Source organism: Corynebacterium sp. 74A (assembly GCF_008930665.1).
Lineage (GTDB): Bacteria > Actinomycetota > Actinomycetes > Mycobacteriales > Mycobacteriaceae > Corynebacterium > Corynebacterium megadyptis.
Genome location: NZ_PQMG01000005.1, coordinates 105541 through 123730, shown reverse-complemented (window position 1 = coordinate 123730; position 18190 = coordinate 105541). Strand labels below are relative to the sequence as shown.

General features: G+C 60.5%; 15 protein-coding genes, 1 tRNA gene and 1 pseudogene. 12 read left to right on the top strand and 5 right to left on the bottom strand.

The genetic code is table 11. The features are described from left to right. Nucleotides 1–278: 278 nt before the first annotated feature. Nucleotides 279–1307: a zinc-dependent alcohol dehydrogenase gene (locus GBB11_RS08580; RefSeq protein WP_151549639.1), complete on the bottom strand. Its 1029-nt coding sequence runs from the start codon at nt 1305–1307 to the stop codon at nt 279–281. 517 nt (nt 1308–1824) lie between these two features. Between GBB11_RS08580 and GBB11_RS11070 the strand changes: the two genes are divergently transcribed. The 5 genes and pseudogenes from GBB11_RS11070 (at nt 1825) to GBB11_RS08555 (ending at nt 6856) form a co-directional block, all read left to right on the top strand. Beyond that, nucleotides 1825–1962 carry a hypothetical protein gene (locus tag GBB11_RS11070; RefSeq protein WP_192796416.1) on the top strand — a complete coding sequence of 46 codons (138 nt, stop codon included), beginning with the start codon at nt 1825–1827 and terminating at the stop codon, nt 1960–1962. Between the two features lie 317 nt (nt 1963–2279). Next, nucleotides 2280–2492: pseudogene (locus tag GBB11_RS08570) on the top strand (transposase); the annotation flags it as partial. A 60-nt stretch (nt 2493–2552) separates the two neighbouring features. After that, nucleotides 2553–2810, top strand: coding sequence for an ABC transporter ATP-binding protein (locus GBB11_RS08565; RefSeq protein WP_151549638.1), 258 nt, complete (start codon nt 2553–2555; stop codon nt 2808–2810). Nucleotides 2811–2930: 120 nt separating this feature from the next. Then, nucleotides 2931–3917 (top strand): bile acid:sodium symporter family protein, encoded by a 987-nt coding sequence (locus tag GBB11_RS08560; RefSeq protein WP_151549637.1) that lies wholly within the window; start codon nt 2931–2933, stop codon nt 3915–3917. A 335-nt stretch (nt 3918–4252) separates the two neighbouring features. Then, nucleotides 4253–6856 (top strand): AMP-binding protein, encoded by a 2604-nt coding sequence (locus GBB11_RS08555; protein WP_192796355.1) that lies wholly within the window; start codon nt 4253–4255, stop codon nt 6854–6856. Nucleotides 6857–6892: 36 nt separating this feature from the next. Here the strand turns inward: GBB11_RS08555 and GBB11_RS08550 are convergent, their stop codons facing one another. From GBB11_RS08550 to GBB11_RS08540, 3 genes are read right to left on the bottom strand one after another with little or no spacing between them, the layout of a single operon-like run. Next, complete coding sequence (locus GBB11_RS08550; protein ID WP_151549635.1) at nt 6893–7561, bottom strand: ABC transporter ATP-binding protein; 669 nt, start codon at nt 7559–7561, stop codon at nt 6893–6895. Beyond that, nucleotides 7554–9221 carry an iron ABC transporter permease gene (locus GBB11_RS08545; RefSeq protein ID WP_151549634.1) on the bottom strand — a complete coding sequence of 556 codons (1668 nt, stop codon included), beginning with the start codon at nt 9219–9221 and terminating at the stop codon, nt 7554–7556. The genes GBB11_RS08550 and GBB11_RS08545 overlap by 8 nt, the downstream gene beginning before the upstream one ends. Nucleotides 9222–9262: 41 nt before the next feature. Further along, nucleotides 9263–10300 carry an extracellular solute-binding protein gene (locus GBB11_RS08540; RefSeq protein ID WP_151549633.1) on the bottom strand — a complete coding sequence of 346 codons (1038 nt, stop codon included), beginning with the start codon at nt 10298–10300 and terminating at the stop codon, nt 9263–9265. A 509-nt stretch (nt 10301–10809) separates the two neighbouring features. On the opposite strand from GBB11_RS08540, the gene GBB11_RS08535 reads away from it, so the two are divergent. Continuing rightward, the gene (locus tag GBB11_RS08535; RefSeq protein ID WP_151549632.1) at nt 10810–11349 is read left to right on the top strand and encodes a hypothetical protein; all 540 of its coding nucleotides are present in this window, start codon (nt 10810–10812) and stop codon (nt 11347–11349) included. A gap of 938 nt (nt 11350–12287) precedes the next feature. Here GBB11_RS08535 and GBB11_RS08525 read toward each other — a convergent pair. Next, nucleotides 12288–12361: transfer RNA gene (locus tag GBB11_RS08525), tRNA-Gly, on the bottom strand. A gap of 188 nt (nt 12362–12549) precedes the next feature. On the opposite strand from GBB11_RS08525, the gene dcd reads away from it, so the two are divergent. The 6 genes from dcd (at nt 12550) to GBB11_RS08495 (ending at nt 18186) form a co-directional block, all read left to right on the top strand. Beyond that, nucleotides 12550–13113 carry a dCTP deaminase gene (gene dcd / locus GBB11_RS08520; protein WP_151549631.1) on the top strand — a complete coding sequence of 188 codons (564 nt, stop codon included), beginning with the start codon at nt 12550–12552 and terminating at the stop codon, nt 13111–13113. Nucleotides 13114–13152: 39 nt separating this feature from the next. Next, complete coding sequence (locus GBB11_RS08515; RefSeq protein ID WP_151549630.1) at nt 13153–13971, top strand: ATP-binding cassette domain-containing protein; 819 nt, start codon at nt 13153–13155, stop codon at nt 13969–13971. Beyond that, complete coding sequence (locus GBB11_RS08510; RefSeq protein ID WP_151549629.1) at nt 13972–14631, top strand: ABC transporter permease; 660 nt, start codon at nt 13972–13974, stop codon at nt 14629–14631. It abuts the gene before it with no gap. Next, nucleotides 14631–15308, top strand: a complete 678-nt coding sequence (locus GBB11_RS08505; RefSeq protein WP_151549628.1) for an ABC transporter permease — start codon at nt 14631–14633, stop codon at nt 15306–15308. The genes GBB11_RS08510 and GBB11_RS08505 overlap by 1 nt, the downstream gene beginning before the upstream one ends. Before the next feature lie 449 nt (nt 15309–15757). Further along, complete coding sequence (locus GBB11_RS08500) at nt 15758–16696, top strand: ABC transporter substrate-binding protein (RefSeq protein WP_151549627.1); 939 nt, start codon at nt 15758–15760, stop codon at nt 16694–16696. Nucleotides 16697–16848: 152 nt separating this feature from the next. Then, nucleotides 16849–18186: a UDP-glucose/GDP-mannose dehydrogenase family protein gene (locus GBB11_RS08495; protein WP_192796354.1), complete on the top strand. Its 1338-nt coding sequence runs from the start codon at nt 16849–16851 to the stop codon at nt 18184–18186. Nucleotides 18187–18190 lie beyond the last annotated feature (4 nt).

Genomic DNA, 18190 nt, shown 5'->3' with positions numbered 1-18190 from the left:
AGGGAGTGAGCTGGGAGTGTAAGGGAGGTGGGTGAACCGATTATGGGAGGCGGTTCAAGAGTGCGGCTCTATCTTCATCCGAAAGGGGGTGTTCCACTTATTGTGACTAATTGCCCTCTGGCGCCCGTTCGACAAGCATATGCCCGTTTGTGATTATGCCCACACGGCCTAGGGAATGGTGGTGGTCTGGGGCTACATGGAGGAGGTGGGCGTCGATGCGCATCTCTGTGCGCTTGTCGACGCCCACCTCCTAGCCGAGCGGTGTGCGGCGTGAGTTGCTAGTAGCGAATGGCCATGCGGCCGTCGACGCCGCCGTGGCGCAGCTTCTCAAAGACGTCGTTGACGTCCTCGAGGGCGCACTCGCTCACGGTGGGGTGAATGTAGCCGCGGGCGTAGAAGTCGAGTGCTTCCGCGAGGTCTTGGCGGGTGCCCACGAGGGAGCCGCGGATGGTCAGGCCCTTGAACACGATGTCGAAGATCGGGGCGGGGAAGTCTCCCGGGGGCAGGCCGTTGAAGACGATGGTGCCGCCCTTGCGCGCCATGTGAATGGCTTGGCCGAAGGCCGCCTCATGCACGGCGGTGACGAGCACGCCGTGCGCGCCGCCCTTGGTGTAGTCCAGTACGGCCTCGCCGGGGTCTGTCTCGCGGGCATTGACGGTGAACTCGGCGCCGTGCTTTGTCGCTAGCTCCAGCTTGTCCTCTGCGATATCGACAGCAATCACGCGCATGCCCATCGCGACCGCGTACTGGACGGCGATATGGCCGAGGCCACCCACGCCGGAGATCACCACGAACTGGCCGGGGCGGGTTTCTGTTTCCTTTAGGCCCTTGTACACCGTGACGCCGGCACAGAGTACGGGTGCAACCTCGAGGAGGTCGGCGCCCTCGGGGATGCGGGCGCAGTAGCGGGTGTCGACCAACATGTACTGGCCGAAGGAGCCGTCGACAGTGTAGCCGCCGTATTCGGCATTGGGGCAGTAGGTTTCGCGGCCGGTGCGGCAGAACTCACAGGTGCCGCAGGCGGACCATAGCCACACATTGCCCACCATGGATCCGACCTCGATATCGGCGTGGTCGCCTTCGCCGAGAGCGACCACTTCGCCCACGCCCTCGTGGCCGGGAACGAAGGGTAGGCCGGGCTTGACTGGCCAGTCGCCTTCTACGGCATGAAGGTCTGTGTGGCAAATGCCGGAGGTGTGTAGCTTTACCAGTGCCTGATTGCGGCCTGGGCTGGGTAGATCGATCTCGCTGATGGTGAGGTTGGGGCCAAACTCGGTGGCTACTGCGGCGGTGAATGTATCGGACATATCAACCACTCCTTGGGGGTAGGGTTCGCGTGGTCGAGGGGCATTGGTGCTGGCCTCGGTGGGGACGCGGCGGGGTGTGAGGTCCACCAAACCACCGGGGGCAGTGTGTCTGCCATAACTGTGAATGACTATTGCTTGATTCTCAGGAACGCTTGACTGTGCCAATTTTCATTAAGGGGTCCTTGCTGAACATGGCTACGTTAGCAAAGTCTGTGAAGGGTGCCCTTAGCTATGCTTCTCAGGTTGTCCACCCCCGTGTGGTACCCCCGTGCGGCGGGAGGGGCAGGGGCGGCCGGTCGCATTCGTGGCCGGGGCGTCTCGCGGACGGCGGCGCATCCGCCACGGCGAGAGGAGTGAGCGAAACTGGCTGCCTAGGTGGCAAGAGGTGCAGAGGCGGGAAGAAAGCCGCACAACGCTGGAAAACAGGTTCGCAAGGCGAATATGCGCAGGCAGAGCGTAAGAAGCTCCAAGCGGCACACGCACTCCGACAGAGTAATGGAAAGGTACTCGTGGACGGGTGTTAGCGACGGCGATGGACATCTTGACGCAGGCAGGAAAGGCTCCGTCAGGGCGAACCGTGGGTCAGGAAGTAGGCATCACCCGTCAGCAGGCTGATTGTCATCTGAAGGCTCTGCGCGACGCCGGGTTTATCTAGTTGAAAGGTGGAACATGTCGTAAGCAATATACGGTTCCCCTGTCGCTAGGCAGTTAGCTAGATCTTCTTTGGCAAAAATCATGACAGCGAGATGCCACCGATGTGAGACCGCTAGACCATGGCCAAGCGCGTGCGTGGGGATGTCATCGGTTGCGTCTTTTAGTGTGGTGTATCTTTATATCGGCGTCGGTGCTTATGAATGCACGAAGCGACCACTGCTGTGCCTTTCGGGGCCGTAACCACACTTCCTCGACAGGGGCACCGGGAGGGTCGCTGGCCTCTATTCTGTCGACCCGACCACTTACCTCGGCCAGCTATTGGCTCAAGCCTCGCCGGACCTGATGTGTGTGATGCTACAGAAGTTCATCAACCCGATCCTGTCGGCCCAGGCTGACCAGATCTGCGGCGCCAATTACGCTATCGTCGGCGACGCGCGTATCAATCAGTGCAATGGATACTGCCACCGCAACCTCGACACCCGTGTTGGCACCGTGGACATCGCCGTTCCCATACTGAACACTGGATCGTTTTCCTAGCTAGCTACTGGAACGACGTGCCTAGGCAACCCCTATCTCGACCGGACGCATCACGTGGCCCTGATGGAAGCGGTAGCGCAGCGGAATGCGAGCACCGGACTGACCGTGGTGATGGTGCTGCATGGCATCAATCTCGCGGCCCGCTACTGCCACCGCATGATCGTTATGCACGAGGGGGGCATCGTGGCCACGGGAACCCCTTCCGAGGTGCTTACCTCTGAGTGCATAGGCGAGCTCTACGGGGCGCGGGTAGATATCCACCATGTCGATGGTTCTCCGGTGGTGGTATCGACAGCCGGCGCGAGCGACTGAGACGGGTGGAGGGATTGAGTGCACCTGATCGACCTGCCCTGAGCAGGAAGTATGCTCGGAGCGGCAACTATCTCCGAGGTAATCCCGCATAGTAGAAGCTGCATCTCTTATAGTGAGAACATGCATGGACAGAATAAGGATGCAGATCAGTATGGAGTAGGGGCGCAAACGATAGCCGCAGAGGAGCGCTCTGCGGCTATCGCGGTGTGGGCATTTCCTGCCTTTATCTTGGCAGGGGCGGTGTTTGCCTTTCTCTTTCCCGAGCCGGTCGCACCGATTGCTGCTTATATCACCCCAGCCCTGATCTTCATTATGTTCTGCATGGGGCTTACTCTCACCGTCCCAGACTTAAAAGAAGTGGTACGTCGACCGTGGCCGATCGTGATCGGGGTGGTTGCACAATTCGTGATCATGCCCCTCATTGCGGTGGCTGTCGCTAAGCTCTTGGGGTTGAATCCGGCGCTGTCGGTGGGACTGTTGATGCTGGGTTCGGTGCCCGGCGGCACTGCCTCAAATGTGGTCGCCTACCTAGCAAAGGGAGATGTGGCCTTGTCGGTGGCGATGACATCGGTGTCTACTCTGCTTTCTCCGCTCGTCACGCCCATCATTATGTTGACTCTGGCTGATGCTGAAACACCCGTGAATGGCCCCAGCATTGCCTGGATGCTCGCCCAAACTGTGCTATTTCCCGTTATCGGCGGGCTGCTCGTCCGTTTCTTCTTCACTAGCTTCGTTGATCGCATCCTACCGGCGCTGCCATGGCTCTCGATTCTCGGCATCGGTGTGGTGGTGTTCCCCTCGGTGGCGAAGGCGTCCGAGAAGCTCGTGGATGTGGGCGTGATTGTGTTCGTGGCCGTGGTGCTGCACAACCTGCTGGGCTATATTCTCGGCTACCTCTCGGCGCGGGTACTAAAGATGCCGGAGCCAGCCTGCCGCACCACCGCCATCGAGGTCGCCACACAGTCCGCAGGCCTGGCCTCGGGCATGTCGGCGAAGTTCTTTTCGCCCGAGGCGGCCATCCCTGGCGCGATCGCCGCCGTGTGGCACAACGTTGCGGGCGCACTTTTTGCCTTCGTGGCTCGGAAATTCACAGCCGCGAGCAGATAAGGCACCCATCCTCAGCCATTGCGTGCGGCGAGGGGCGGGGCCGCGAGGACTGCGTCGATAAGCATGGGCGGGTAGCGAGGCAGGAGAGTGGGCATGAACACATGCATAAAACGGCACTGGGGTGGCCGTCTCTGTCATGCTGAGATGTCCACAAACGGCGGGGTGCCGCCGGCGTAGAAGTGTGCAACCTTCCCGACACTTTTAGGCAGGAACGCCTTACCTAGGTTATTTTAGGGTTAACTGAGAACGAGCTGGGTGCCTCTCTTATGCACCAGCGCCTCGCCCTGCGCCGATCGAGGGGTGGCGCGGGCAGGGGCACGGTGGAAGGAGATCTTGTGTTCCTCGCACGCACTGCGCCGCTGCTGGAAGGAGTGGCTGGATCGTATCGCCCCACCGATACCGCCCTGCGCACGAGTTCTGGCGAGCTCACCTATCGGGAGCTCGAGGAGGCGACGCAGCGGCGTGCGGAGGAATTCCTGCAGAGCTATGAGCCCGGCACTCTGCTGCACCTGTCCTTCCGCCCCACCCTCGAGGCTGTGGTGTCATATCTCGCGGCGCTGGCGGCGAAGATGCCGATCCTGCTCACCGCGGACACAGCGGGGTCAAGCGCCGATGCTGATGATGGCCCCTATGCGGAGATTTTGCGCACCTATTGCCCCGCGGCCAGCATCGATCCGGCCACAGGCCAGCTGCTGCCGCGCCAGGAACAGCCGGGAGAGCCCCTGCACCCCGATATCGCGGTGCTCTTGTCTACCTCGGGCTCCACGGGGGCGAAAAAGCTCGTGAAATTGAGCCTGGAGAATCTGCGGGCGAATGCCCACGCCATCGTGCAGGGGCTGGGGCTGCAGGCCGAGGACTGCGCGATCACCCTGCTGCCGCTGCACTACTCCTTCGGGCTGTCCGTGCTGAACTCCCATCTCTTCTGCGGGGCGAGTATCGCCGTGGAGGAGTGCTCGGTGGCGGATCCGGACTTCGCTGCGGCGCTGCAGCGCTATGGAGTGAGCAATGTGGGCGTGGTGCCGCACATGCTGCAGGTGCTGCGCACCGCCGATGGCGGCCAGTGCTTGACGCAACTGCGTCTGGTGTACCAGGCCGGCGGCAAGCTGGATACATCCGATGTGCAATGGTGGCACAGCTTTTTGGCCGAACACGACACGGATTTCCGAGTGATGTACGGCCAAACCGAGGCCACCGCCCGCATGAGTATCATGCCGCCGGAGCTCATGGCCGACTATCCAGAGGCGGCCGGCGCGCCGCTGGTCGGACACTCCATGCGGATCAGCGAATCCGGTGAGCTCATCTTTAGCGGCCCCTCGGTCATGCTCGGCTACGCCGAATGCCCAGAGGATCTGCGCACCGGCCGCACCATTGAGGAACTTCATACCGGTGATCTGGGAGAGCTGGTGCCGGTGGACTCGCCCACAACAGACGAGATCCTGCGCATCACTGGGCGCTCCTCGGACTTCGTGAAACTCGCGGGCCTGCGCATCTCCTGCGAGCAGGTGCGAGGCTGGCTTGCCGATGTGGGCCTCGCCGCCTGCGTGACCGGCGATGATACCGCCCTGCGCGTGGCGGTAGATCAACAAACCTCGCAGGAAGAACCCGATGCCGCAGAGATCGAAAGGGAGCTCTGCGCCCGCACTGGGCTCACCCCAGCCTTCATCCGCGTGGTGGTTGTGCCCACCTTCCCCCTGATCGATAATGGCAAACTTGATCGCCGCCGCTGCGCGGAGCTGGCCGATGCCGCCGCCGGCGCTCCCCAGGACACTGGAACACAGCCCGCTGCCAGCGCCGCGGGCGTGGAGTCGGTGATCGAGGCCATCGCCCAGGCCCTCGGCACCGTGCCGAGCGCGGTACGCCGTGATCTCTCCTTCGTGGACAATGGCGGCAGTTCCATGAGCTTTGTGCCGGTGGCGATGGCTTTTGCCCGAGCCGGGGTGGAATTGCCCGCCGGCTGGCACCATATTCCCCTCGCGGAGCTGCTCGACGATGCAGGATCCCAGCACAGCTCAGCAGCGGCCGCAGGCACGCAGTGTGGAGCTGAGGGCCAGGCGCCGTCCTCGCTGATCTGGCTTGATTCTTCGCTGGTGCTGCGCGCCATCTGCGCCATAACCATCGTGCTGGGCCACGCCACCACCTTTACCTTCCTGATGGGCGGCGCCCACTCCCTCTTGGTGATCGCCGGCGTGGCCCTAGGTAGCTTTGGCCTGACTATGCTGAGCTCGACCACGCGCCTGCGTGCCACGGCCCGCTCCCTCCTAGCGGTGGTGCTGCCCACAGTGCTGTTGGTGCTGGTGGGCATGGCGACCACAGGCAGATATGGCCTGAGTAACCTGCTCTTTATCCACTGGTTATTCCCCAGTGAAGGCGCCAGTGGATCCCTGTGGTTTATCGAGTCCTATGTACTGGGCTTGATGATGATCATGGGGCTGTTGGCCATCCCTGCGGTGTATCGCCGCTACCGCCACGAGCCTTTCGTGACAGCTTGTGTGCTCACTGGCCTATTTCTCATTTTGCGTTTCGCCGTCGGGGCGTGGGATATCGTCCAGACCCGATTCGAGCCGCCGGGAGCGATCTGGTTCATTGCTGCCGGCATCATGATCTCGCAGGCGCGCAGCCGCCGGCAGAAGCTCATCGCCGCGGCCATTCTCGTGGCCGGCTCGGTGACGCTATTCGAATACATCACCCAGTGGATATATGTGATGGTGGTGAGCGCGATTCTGCTCTCCGAGGTGCGCCTGCCGGTACCATGCGCGATCGTGCGCCCAGTGGGGCTGATCGCCTCGGCGTCGCTGTATATCTATCTGATCCAGTTCGACATTCTGGCTCAGCCCTTGAGCGAGTTCATCACGGTGCCGCTCTGCTTCCTCGCAGGGCTTGTGCTGTGGAAGGCGTCGACAAGCGTGGTGTCGTGGCTCGCGCAGCGGCGGATGGTCTAAGGCCACCGCGCCGCTTATCGACGCCTCCTTGGAGGCTTAGCTCCCCACGGGCGTCATACGCACCGTGTGCTGGGCGAGACGGGCGGAGTCTTGCTCGTCGTGGGTGACCAACACGCTGGTGACGCTGTACTGCTCGATGATGGCGGCTACCTCATCGCGCACTTGGCCGCGGAGGGCGGTGTCGAGATTAGAGAAGGGCTCATCCAGCAGCAGCACCCGCGGCGAGGGGGCGAGGGCACGCGCCAGCGCTACGCGCTGCTGCTGCCCACCAGAAAGCTCGTGCGGGTAGCGTTTGTCGTAGCCCTCGAGGCCGACCGCGGCGAGCATGGCCTGCACTCGGTCCTTGGTGTCTGCGCGGTTCATCTTGCGCAGACCGAAAGCAATATTGGCGCGCACCGTGAGGTGCGGAAAGAGCGCATAGTCTTGGAATACCAAGCCAATGGCGCGCTTTTCTGGGGGCACAAATACCCCCGGGCCTGCCAGCAGGGTCTCATCCATATACACCGATCCCGAGCTGGGCTGCTCGAGGCCCGCGATCAGGCGCAGCGCCGTTGTTTTGGCGCAGCCACTGGGCCCTAGGAGCGCGGTGCATTCCCCAGCGGGGGCTTCGAGATTGAAATTATCCAACTGCCGAGTCTCAGACCCGGGATAGCTGAAGCACACATCGCGCAGCGTAATCGTGGGGCAGGAGGAAGTATTAGTCATGGGTAGACCCTTCAAGCTGTGCGGAAGAAGCGGAGCTGTCGTCCTCGCTGGGCGCAGTGGTGGTTTTTTGTCGCCACAACAACACCAGCAGCGGCAAGGCGGCGATGAGAACAATCATGAGCGAGGCCAGAGAGCTCTCCGGGATCTTCTCATCATTGGCATACTCAAAGACGCGCGTGGCGAGGGTAGAGAAGTTGAAGGGGCGCAGGATCAGCACGATCGCCAGCTCCTTCACCATGTCAATGAACGCCAAGAGGAAAGCTCCCACTAGGGCGGTGGAGATCATGGGCATGTCCACGCGGAAGAATGCTCGCGTCGGGCCGGTGCCCAGCATGCGGGCGGATTCGTGGAAGCGCACGCCGGTGCGCTCGAAACCGGATTCCACCGATTGCATACTTACCGCCAGGTAGCGGATCACATAGGCCACAATCACGATCGTCGGCGAGAGCATGAGCTGCAGCGGCGAGTGGGAGTCGATCCACAGTGCCACCGATAGGATCGCCAAGGCGATCACAGTGGAGGGCACCGAGTAGCCCATCACCGTGATGCGGGCCAAAAAGCGCGAGACCCGCGAGGGCCACAGCCGCTGGTTATTCGCCACAATGACAGCGAATACCGTGGTCAGTGCCGCGCCGATGCCGGCGACCCACACGGTGGTGATCGCATCCTCGAGCATCCCCTCGGTGCGGATATTGGGCAGCGAGAGAATGGCCCAATAGGTCATTTGTGCCACCGGGATGAGCAGGGCAAACGCCAATGTTCCCCAGCCCAGCAGCATGACCAGCCACTTGCTGGGGCCCTGCAGGGTGCGGCGAGTAATGGGCGTGACTCGGCCCGAAGAATAGGCTGCAGAGCGGGAACCGCGCATCACCTTCTCGCCGACGCTGATGATTGTGACCACCAGCAGCAGAATGCCCGCGAGTTTCAGCGCCGAATTCACGTCCTGAAAACCCAGCCAGCTCTTAAAGATGGCGGTGGTAAAGACATTCAGCCCGAAGTACTGCGAGAGGCCATAGTCCGAGAGCACCTCGAAGGCCACCAGGGTGGCGCCCGCGATTACCGCATTGCGGGTGAGCGGCAGAATGATCTGAAAATAGGTGCGGATGGGGCCCGCGCCCAGCACGCGGCTGGCCTCGATGAGTCCACCGGCTTGGCGATCCAAGAAGGCTCGCACCACCAGATACACATAGGGGTAGAGGAAGAGCGAGAACATCACGATGGCGCCGGGCACATTTTGAATGTCCATCAGCGAGGGCGGGATATCAATGCCCAGTCTTTCGCGGGCAAAGACCTGAATGGTGCCCGTGTAGCTGGTCATGGCCACATAGGTGTAGCCACCGATATAGGGCGGGATTGCCAGCGGCACCACGAGGGCGATGCTGAGGAACCTCCGGCCGGGGAACTCAGTGGCAGTGATAAACCACGCGAGCGCGGAGGCCAGCGAACAGGTAATCACCAGCACGCCGAGAACCACGATCGTGGTTTCCTTGATATAGCCGAGTAGCAGCGTGTTCTGAATATGCCGCCAAGTGTCGGATACAGGAGAAAGAAGGCCTGACAAAATGCCAAGAAGCGGTAGTAGCATGAGCGCTACTACCGTCAGGCTCAGCACGAGCCAAGGTGCCTGCCCGCGGGCAGGCACGAAACGTTTGGCCGTCACTTACTCCGGCTTTCTATTTACAGGAGTGGAGAGGCGGAACACTACTGCCAGCCAACCTCATCGAAGATGCGGGTGGCGACGGGGCGCTCCTTGCCGAAGGTGGCGAAGTCGAGATCCTGCGGGGTGAACTCGCCCCAAGATGCCTGGATCTCAGGAAGCTTGGCCGCCGGGTTCATCGGGAACTCGCCGTTCTCCTCAGCGATCAGTTCCTGGATTTCCGGGCTGGCCAGGAACTCGAGGAAGGTCTTGGCGTTGTCCGCGTGCTTCGCACCCTCGAGGACTGCAGCGTAGCTGATGTTCAGGTGAGTGTTCTCGGGGAAAGCAAGCCCGATCTGCTCCGAGACCTTGCGCTCCTCGGGATCGGAGGAGCGGTTCATCAGTGCCCAGTAGTAGGAGTTCATGATGGCGACGTCGCCCTCGCCTGCAACCACTGCCTTGGCCTGGTCGCGGTCATTGCCCTTGGGGTCGCGAGCGAAGTTATCCACCACGCCCTGAGCCCACTCCTTGGCCTCATCCTCGCCGTTCAGGGCGACGAAGGAGGACAGCAGAGCCTGGTTATAGGAGGAGCTGGAGGAGCGTGCGAGCACCTTGCCCTCGAACTTCGGGTCGGTGATCGCATCGTAGGAGTTAAGCTCCTCCGGATCCACGGTCTCCTTGTTATAGGCGAGCACGCGGGCACGAGAGACAATGCCCATCCAGTTGTCGCCGCGGAAGTTCTCGGGGATCGACTTCTCGATCTCGGGGGTCATGGACTCGCCAAGAATACCTTCCTCGTTGAGGGGGTAGATGGACTCGGCGCCCACGGTGAGGAACACGTCAGCTGCGGGGTTGGACTTCTCACGCTTGACGCGCTCGATCAGTTCGTCAGCTTTGCCCTCGACAACGTTGATTTCGATGCCGGTGTCTTTTTCGAAGCGATCGTAGATCTCCTTGTCCACGTCATAGTGGCGGGAGGAGTAGACATTCACAACATCGGGAGAGTCCTTATCGAACTCTTCGGGGGCGTCACCTCCGCTGGAGCAGCTGGCCAGGGAGAGGCCCACCGCAGCGGCGACGATGGTGGCGGTTAAACGGCGCATATGGTCGTTCCTTAGGGTTGTGCGCTTAGCGTGTCCATGTGACGATTGCGGCCACATTGATAGGCCTGCGCGCGGCGTACAAAATGTGGGATATATAAGAGTCCCACATGGGCGTCTTAGATAATAGCAAAGGCTTGCCATATTCCCTGCAAGAGGAACTGTTAGCCTAAGCATATAGGTCTGTAGCGCGAGAAATGCTGTGTCTGCCAGAAATATTTGTGCTGGTGGCGAGGTTAGGCATGCATATGTGTGTTTTTTGCCACTGAGTGCCGTGTGTGGCGCTCAGGGTGCTCCGAAGCGCTGCCATACGGGGGTAGATGAGGGCGAGAAAAACAATAGGGACATGTCCCCAATGCGGGTAAGTGTATGTGCGGAATGTGCCATCTGGGGTGACGTGTCGCGCTGCGTTATTCCTGGCTCTGTGTCGAGTAGTTGCTTTCACGATGCACGTGGGAAATGATGACGCCGTATGTGGGGCATATGCCGGCTCGGGACTTTAAGCTGAGATCATGCTGAGCATTTCTCCTGTCTGGAAAACCATCCTTGGCGGCGGTAGCGCGCTCATACTTATGGCCGGCTGCTCCGCTTTGCCGTCCTCCTCTGAAGACTCGACTGCCTCCGAGTCTGCGGCCGAGTCTGTCACCGAGTCTGTCACCGTCACGGAAACTATCACCGAAACGAGTGCTCGTAGCCGCAGCTCTGCCGCACCGGCCAGCACTAGTGCGCAGCAGGAGCAGCAGGCGCAGCAGGAGGCGGAAGGCGAACCCACTATCTCTCTTGCGCAGAGGTGTGACATGGACAAGCTACGCGCAGACGTGGACTGGGTAGGGGGTCTGAGCGTGCTGTATTGCGATGAGAGTTTTGCCCGTTATGGGAGGCCGAACACGGGGTCTGTGCACATTGCCCACTGGAGCGGGGACTCGTGGCACACGATCAACCCAGATGGCAAGGATGACAATGACTTCAGCTGCTATAGCCGTGTACATCTGGAGGATCTGGGCTTAACAGCGGACCAAATTCAGCATGCGTACCTGTGCGAGGGGACATAAATTACGTACAGAGAAGATGAGGTATGAGCCGCCGGCACGCCGCCGCGGCTTCGCCGCCCGTGTGCCTATGGCAAGGAATAGTTCCCCCGGCCATCCGGCGCTATCGCACCTACGGTAGGCAACTAGAGCACTGATAAGAACTCCCAGATAGATCGATAGCGGAGACATGCTGAGGAAAAGAAGGGGCTGTATTCTCCGCGAAGAACCCGATGGTCATGTAGGCATATCCCGCACAGTGCATGAGCTACACCGGTGTAGTCCATTGGTGGTGTACTCCCACGATGGTTGATTATTAAGTCCGACTTCCTCCGGTGGCATAGTGCGAATGTCCAAGCTGCGTGCTGGAAATTCAGTCGTCACACTAATTTCTTCGATCCGACCTACTGCGGTGCATTCTTTCGGTGGGTTCGGGCGAACACCCTCTACGATTGCCACCTCGAGAGAATCCTGAGATTCCTTCACTGCGCTTCGAAGTCCAAAACATTTCGGATCGCCGGTGGTGACAGTGAAAGTCACCTCATTGGCCCCAGTGACCTCATATTTCGTCCAGTCGACGATCTTTTCAGAGTGCATAGGAGCATCGTTATTCGCACAGCCGCACACCATAGCAATGGCGCCGAGGAGGATGATCAGCCGTCCTCTCAGTTGTCTCAATGAGGGCCATGTCATCGTTTCCTGCATCATCGTTCCTCACCCATGTGTGGAGTAATCTGCGCCGGCGGCGTGGTGATACATCTAGGCTACATTGTCACCACGATAGGCCAGCTAGGTAACAATGCCGTGCACATTCGGTGTATCGGTATGCGCCCGGCGGGCCAACACGCCGATATAGCGGGTGCCGTACCAGCGCTAGGGAACCGGCCGCAACAAGCAAAAAACACCCCTTCCGATACGTCGTCCAGCCAAACCAGGCGGGGTATCACAATGGGGTGTTTATGTGGAGCCGATGACGGGAATCGAACCCGCGTATTCAGCTTGGGAAGCTGATGTTCTACCATTGAACTACATCGGCAGTGCTGCTCAGCAGGGGTAGGGCATAGCGTGCATCTCGGCCACATAGGGGCCGCGCATCTGCCTTCCCGTACCTGAGTTGCAAGCTCACAGTGTAGCACCACGTTTTATGGTTCCACCAACTGCCGTGGTCGGAGCGGGCCGCTATTTTTCTGACTTCTGTGCCGCGTACCCGCTACACTTGCGAACGTGCTTCTTTCTGACCATGACATTCGCGCCGCCATCGATTCACAGGCATTGGGGATTACCCCCTATGACGAGACGCTTGTTCAGCCCTCGTCCATTGACGTGCGCATGGATCGTTTCTTCCGTGTGTTCAATAACTCGCGGTATACGCACATCGACCCAAAGCTGCAGCAGGATGAGCTGACGAGTTTGGTCGAGGTCGAGGAGGATGAGCCCTTCGTGCTGCACCCCGGCGAGTTTGTGCTGGGTGCCACGCTGGAGCGTTTCCGGCTACCGAGCGATCTCGCAGGGCGGCTCGAAGGAAAATCCTCCTTAGGCCGCTTGGGTCTGCTCACCCACTCCACCGCCGGCTTTATCGACCCCGGTTTTGATGGGCACATCACCCTCGAGTTGTCCAATGTGGCCAATCTGCCGATCATGCTGTGGCCGGGAATGAAAGTGGGACAGTTAGCGTTATTTAAGATGACCTCGCCCGCCGATGTGCCCTATGGTTCGAGTGCGCTCGGCTCTAAATACCAGGGGCAACGCGGGCCAACGCCGTCGAAGGCATACTTAAACTTCCGCTAGGCCGCGCCCACACGGCGCGTGCGCTAGCACGAGGACTCTATGATCACGTTCGAGAACGTCACTAAAACCTACCCAGCCCGTGAGGGGGATAACACCGCCCCCGCGGTCAGTAACTTCTCGCTATCGATCCCGAGCGACAAAACCACCGTTTTTGTGGGTTCCTCCGGTTCTGGAAAAACGACCTTGTTGCGCATGATTAATCGGATGGTCACGCCCACCAGCGGTCGGGTGCTTATCGACGGCAACTCGGTGGCAGATCATGACCCCGTCGAGCTGCGACGCTCCATCGGTTATGTCATGCAGGCTTCGGGTCTGCTCCCCCACCGAACGATTGCGGATAATATCGCCACGGTGCCGCGCCTCGAGGGGGCGTCGAAAAGCGAAGGGCGCGAACTCGCTGCACCGCTATTGACGCTGCTCGGGCTGGACACGGGATTGCTTGATCGTTACCCGAGTGAGCTCTCGGGCGGTCAGGCGCAGCGCGTCGGGGTGGCGCGGGCGCTGGCTCACGACCCCGCTATTTTGCTCATGGATGAGCCCTTTGGCGCTGTGGATCCGCTGGTGCGGCGGGAGCTGCAAGACCAGTTGCTTGATCTACAGCAACGCCTGCATAAGACGATTGTGCTGGTGACCCACGATATGCAGGAGGCTATTGCGCTGGGCGATCAGGTGGTGGTGCTGCGTACCTCCGCTGAGATCGCGCAGGTCGGCACCCCCACGGAGATCGTGCGCGAGCCCGCCGATGAGTTTGTGAAAAACTTCCTGGGCATGCACACCAACACGGTGCACATTGAGCAGCGTGATGGGCAGCAGATCGTGGTAGATCACCTCGGCCGGGTCCAAGGGATCGTGGGATAGATGAGTCTGTCATGGATAGTGGATAATGTGGGCTATATCGCGGGCCTCGCAGGCCAGCATGCAATGTTGGCGCTGCCGGCGGTTGTGGCCAGTTTTGTGTTGGCGTTGCCTTTTGGCTTTTGGCAGCGGTCCTATCCAGCCGCGCGGGAGCTTCTCATCGGTGTCGTGGGGTTGCTCTATGCGGTGCCAAGTTTGGCGCTCTTTATCGTGATGCCGTTGATCTTGGGAACTTCGGTGCTATCGCCAGTGAACGTGGTGGTGGCGATGATTCTCTATGGGCTGGCCCTGCAGATTCGTAGTACTACAGATGCTTTCGCCTCGGTGCCCGAGGCGCCGGTTCAGGCCGCAGAAGCCATGGGGTATAGCCGGTGCCAGCGCCTGCTGCAGGTGGAATTTCCCTTGGCATTGCCGGTGCTGATAGCTGGGCTGCGGGTGGTGTCTGCCTCCACGATTTCGCTGATTTCGGTAGGCGCGCTCATCGGTGTGCAGTCTCTCGGTACCTTGTTTACCAATGGGTTCCAGCGGGCCTTTCCCACCGAGATTCTGGCAGGGGTCATCGGCACCGTGGTGCTGGCCGTGGTTTTTGATCTCATTATCGTGGCTATCGGTCGGATGAGTACACCATGGGTGCGTACCTCCCAGCAAGGGGGTGTGGGCTAATGAACCCTGTAGCAGATGCTTTTGCACAGATCACCAGCGCTCAGTATTGGTCTGGATCCTCCGGTTTTGGTGTGCGGGTGCTGGAGCATATGGAACTCACCCTGCTCACCATGGTGTTCGCGCTCGCGATTGGGTTGCCCGTGGGTATCTGGTTGGGAGTACGCGCCCACCGTACCGGCCGGAGTGGTACCAGCATCGTCGCCGCTCTGGGGGCGTTGCGCGCGCTGCCGACTCTGGGACTTGTCACATGGCTGACCTTGATTATTCCCCTCGGTATCTCTATGCCCACGATTCCCGCGGTGATCGTGCTGGTGATTCTCGCGGTACCGCCGGTAGTTGCGGGGGCCTACTCCGGTATCGCAGCCATCGAACACAGTGTGGTGGATGCGGCTGTAGCCATGGGGCATTCCCCTTGGCAGGCGCTACGGGCCGTGCATCTGCCGCTGGCGCTGCCCACAATCATCGGAGGAATACGTTCCGCCACCGTTCAGGTTCTCGCCACCGCAACGGTAGCGGCCTATATCGGTTTGGGTGGGCTCGGCCGTCCGCTTATCGACGGCTTGGCCCTGCGGGATTATCCGCAGATGCTCGCAGGAGCCATTCTGGTGATTGCACTGGCATGGATAGTGGACATGCTTCTTGCTGTGGTTCAACGCACTGCCCGTCCGCGCACCTAGGCTGTCACCTCGGTACGTCGCTACCTTTAGACGGCGAGGTTTGGCAGGGCGCCCTTTGCTCGCGAGCGTAGCCGTAGTGGCTTCGTGGCGAGTCTGCGCTGTTCAAAAGTAATTTCTCTAACAATAAAACTCAGCGGCTGTTAAACTAAGCAGTTGTGCTGCAGTGTGGCGAGCGCATGAATATTTCGTTCACCGTCTATCAGCGGCGGGCGTGGCTTCCATTTCTCGGTCACCGATATCCCCGTGGGTAGAGATCCATTTTATGTGCGCGCAGCCGGTGGACGCAGGGTATCGCAACGTGACCGTAGGTGCGACTGTGTCGCGCGTGTAACCCTCATGTGCAGGGATCATCACTCAGGTGAACTTAGTACTGTGGAAGTAGTTAGCCCTCCACAAGAGAATTATTAAAGAAGGTAGAGCAGATGAACTTCAATACACGTTTTGCGAGCATGACTGCTGTCGTGAGCGCGACCGCCCTTGTACTGACCGGCTGCGGAGCCGGCAATGATCCCCTCGATGGACAGGACTCGGACCGCGAGAAGAACTCGGACCGAGACCGCGGCACCATCGTTATCGGCACAGCGAACTTTCCGGAGTCGGAGCTTATTGGACAGCTCTGGGCGGAGGCGCTGCGTACGCAGAGCATCGATGTCGAGGTGAAATCCGGCATCGGCTCCCGCGAGGTCTACATCAAGGCAATCGAGGAAGGATCCATCGACCTGGTGCCCGAGTACTCCGGAAACCTAGCGATGTACTTGGCTGGCGATGAGGACGCTGTGACCGTGGGCATGTCCAGCGAGGACGTGCTCGACGCGTTGAAGGAGGTAACTCCCAAGAATCTCGCTGTGGGCGAGGCCGCCGAGGCGCAGTCGAAAGATTCCTATCGCGTCACCCCCGAGGTGGCACAGGAATATGACTTGAAGAGCCTCGAGGATCTCCGCTCCGTCCCGGAGATTATTGTTGCGGGCAACCCGGAGCTCGCCGAGCGTCCTTATGGTCCGAAGGGGCTTGCCGAGATTTATGGCGTGGAAGAATCCTCCATGGAATTCAAGGCCATCTCCGATGGTGGTGGCCCGCTGACGGTGAAGGCGTTGAGCGATGGGGCGGCCACGATCGCCGATATCTATACCACCTCCCCCGTGCTTAATAGCGAGGGCGAGGAGATCGATTTGGTGATGCTTGATGACCCCAAGGGTATGATCCTGCCGCAGAATATTGTGCCGCTGATGGCCAAGGGACGGCTGGGGCGCGAGGCGCGAGAGACCATTGCCTGGGTCAACCGCACGCTCACGACGGACAAACTCACTGAGCTGAATAAGCGCAATGTGGGTCCCGATAAGGAGGATCCCGCGAAGATCGCCCGTGAGTACACTCAGGAAGTGTTCTAGATACACACCATGCCTGCCTGAGACCCTGCCCCGCCACATGGGGTAGGGTCTTTGTGCTGTGACATGGGGGAATACGCTTGTAAGCAAGCATTCATGCGCGGGCTAGCGCCCTGTCAGCGGTGGTTTACCCACCTGAGCTAGGAATAACACTCATGAACATCTCAGTACTGGGCACCGGGTATCTCGGGGCAACGCACGCGGCATGCATGGCAGAGCTTGGCTTTTCCGTGGTGGGCGTGGACATTGATGAAGACAAGATCGCGGCGCTATCGGCGGGGCGAGCGCCCTTTTATGAGCCGGGGCTAGGCGCTATTCTGCGCCGCGCCATCGACAATGACCGGCTCCGCTTTTCCACCGACATGAGCGCGGCGGCCCAGGCGAATGTTCATTTCATCGCAGTAGGCACCCCGCAGGCCAAGGGTTCCTTTGCCGCCGATACCTCGGCAGTGGAGGGGGTGCTGCGTGAACTGGTTCCGCATCTCGAGGGCGATCATGTGGTGATCGGGAAATCAACCGTGCCAGTGGGCACCGCGGCGCGCCTGCAAAAAATGGCGGATGATCTCGCCGGGGACCGCGCCCGCGTGGAGGTGTGCTGGAATCCGGAGTTTTTGCGGGAAGGCTATGCGGTGCACGACACCATCACCCCGGATCGCATCGTGCTCGGCATGGCGCGCCCTGATTCCTCGGCTCGCGCCGTGGTGGAAGAAATATATGCCCAGGCCCTCGAAGCGGGCACCCCGTTGATTGTTACGGATCTGGCGACGGCGGAATTGGTGAAGGTGGCGGCGAATGCCTTCCTCGCCACCAAGATTTCCTTTATCAACGCCGTCTCTGAAGTGTGTGAGGTTGCGGGTGCGGACATCACCGACGTGGCCGATGCTTTAGGCTACGATAACCGCATTGGCCGGCGCTTTTTGAACGCCGGTTTGGGATTCGGCGGCGGCTGCCTGCCGAAGGATATTCGCGCCTTTATGGCCCGCGCCGGCGAACTCGGCGCCAATGAGGCGCTCACCTTTTTGCGCGAGGTCGATGCCATCAACATGCGCCGTCGCGATCACTTGGTGCAGGTAGTCAAGCGAGCGTGTGGCGGATCGCTGATCGGGCAGAATATCGCGGTGCTCGGCTGCGCCTTTAAACCACACAGCGATGATGTGCGCGATTCTCCTTCCCTCGCTGTGGCGGGTGCGTTGTCGCTGGGCGGGGCGGAAGTGAGTGTCTATGACCCGCAGGCCATGGATAATGCCCGCGCGATCTTTCCCACCTTGCACTATTCAAACGATGCGCGCGAGGCGCTGGCAGGCGCCGATTGCGTGGTGGTGGCGACTGAGTGGCCGGAGTTTATGGAGCTCGATCCGCGGGAGGCGGCAGCCATGGTGCGCACCCCACGGCTAGTCGATGGCCGCAATGTGATGGATCGGCAGGCGTGGGCGGCGGCAGGGTGGAGCGTGCATGCGCTGGGGCGCCCCAGCTTGGAGCCGGGATCGGTATAAAGAG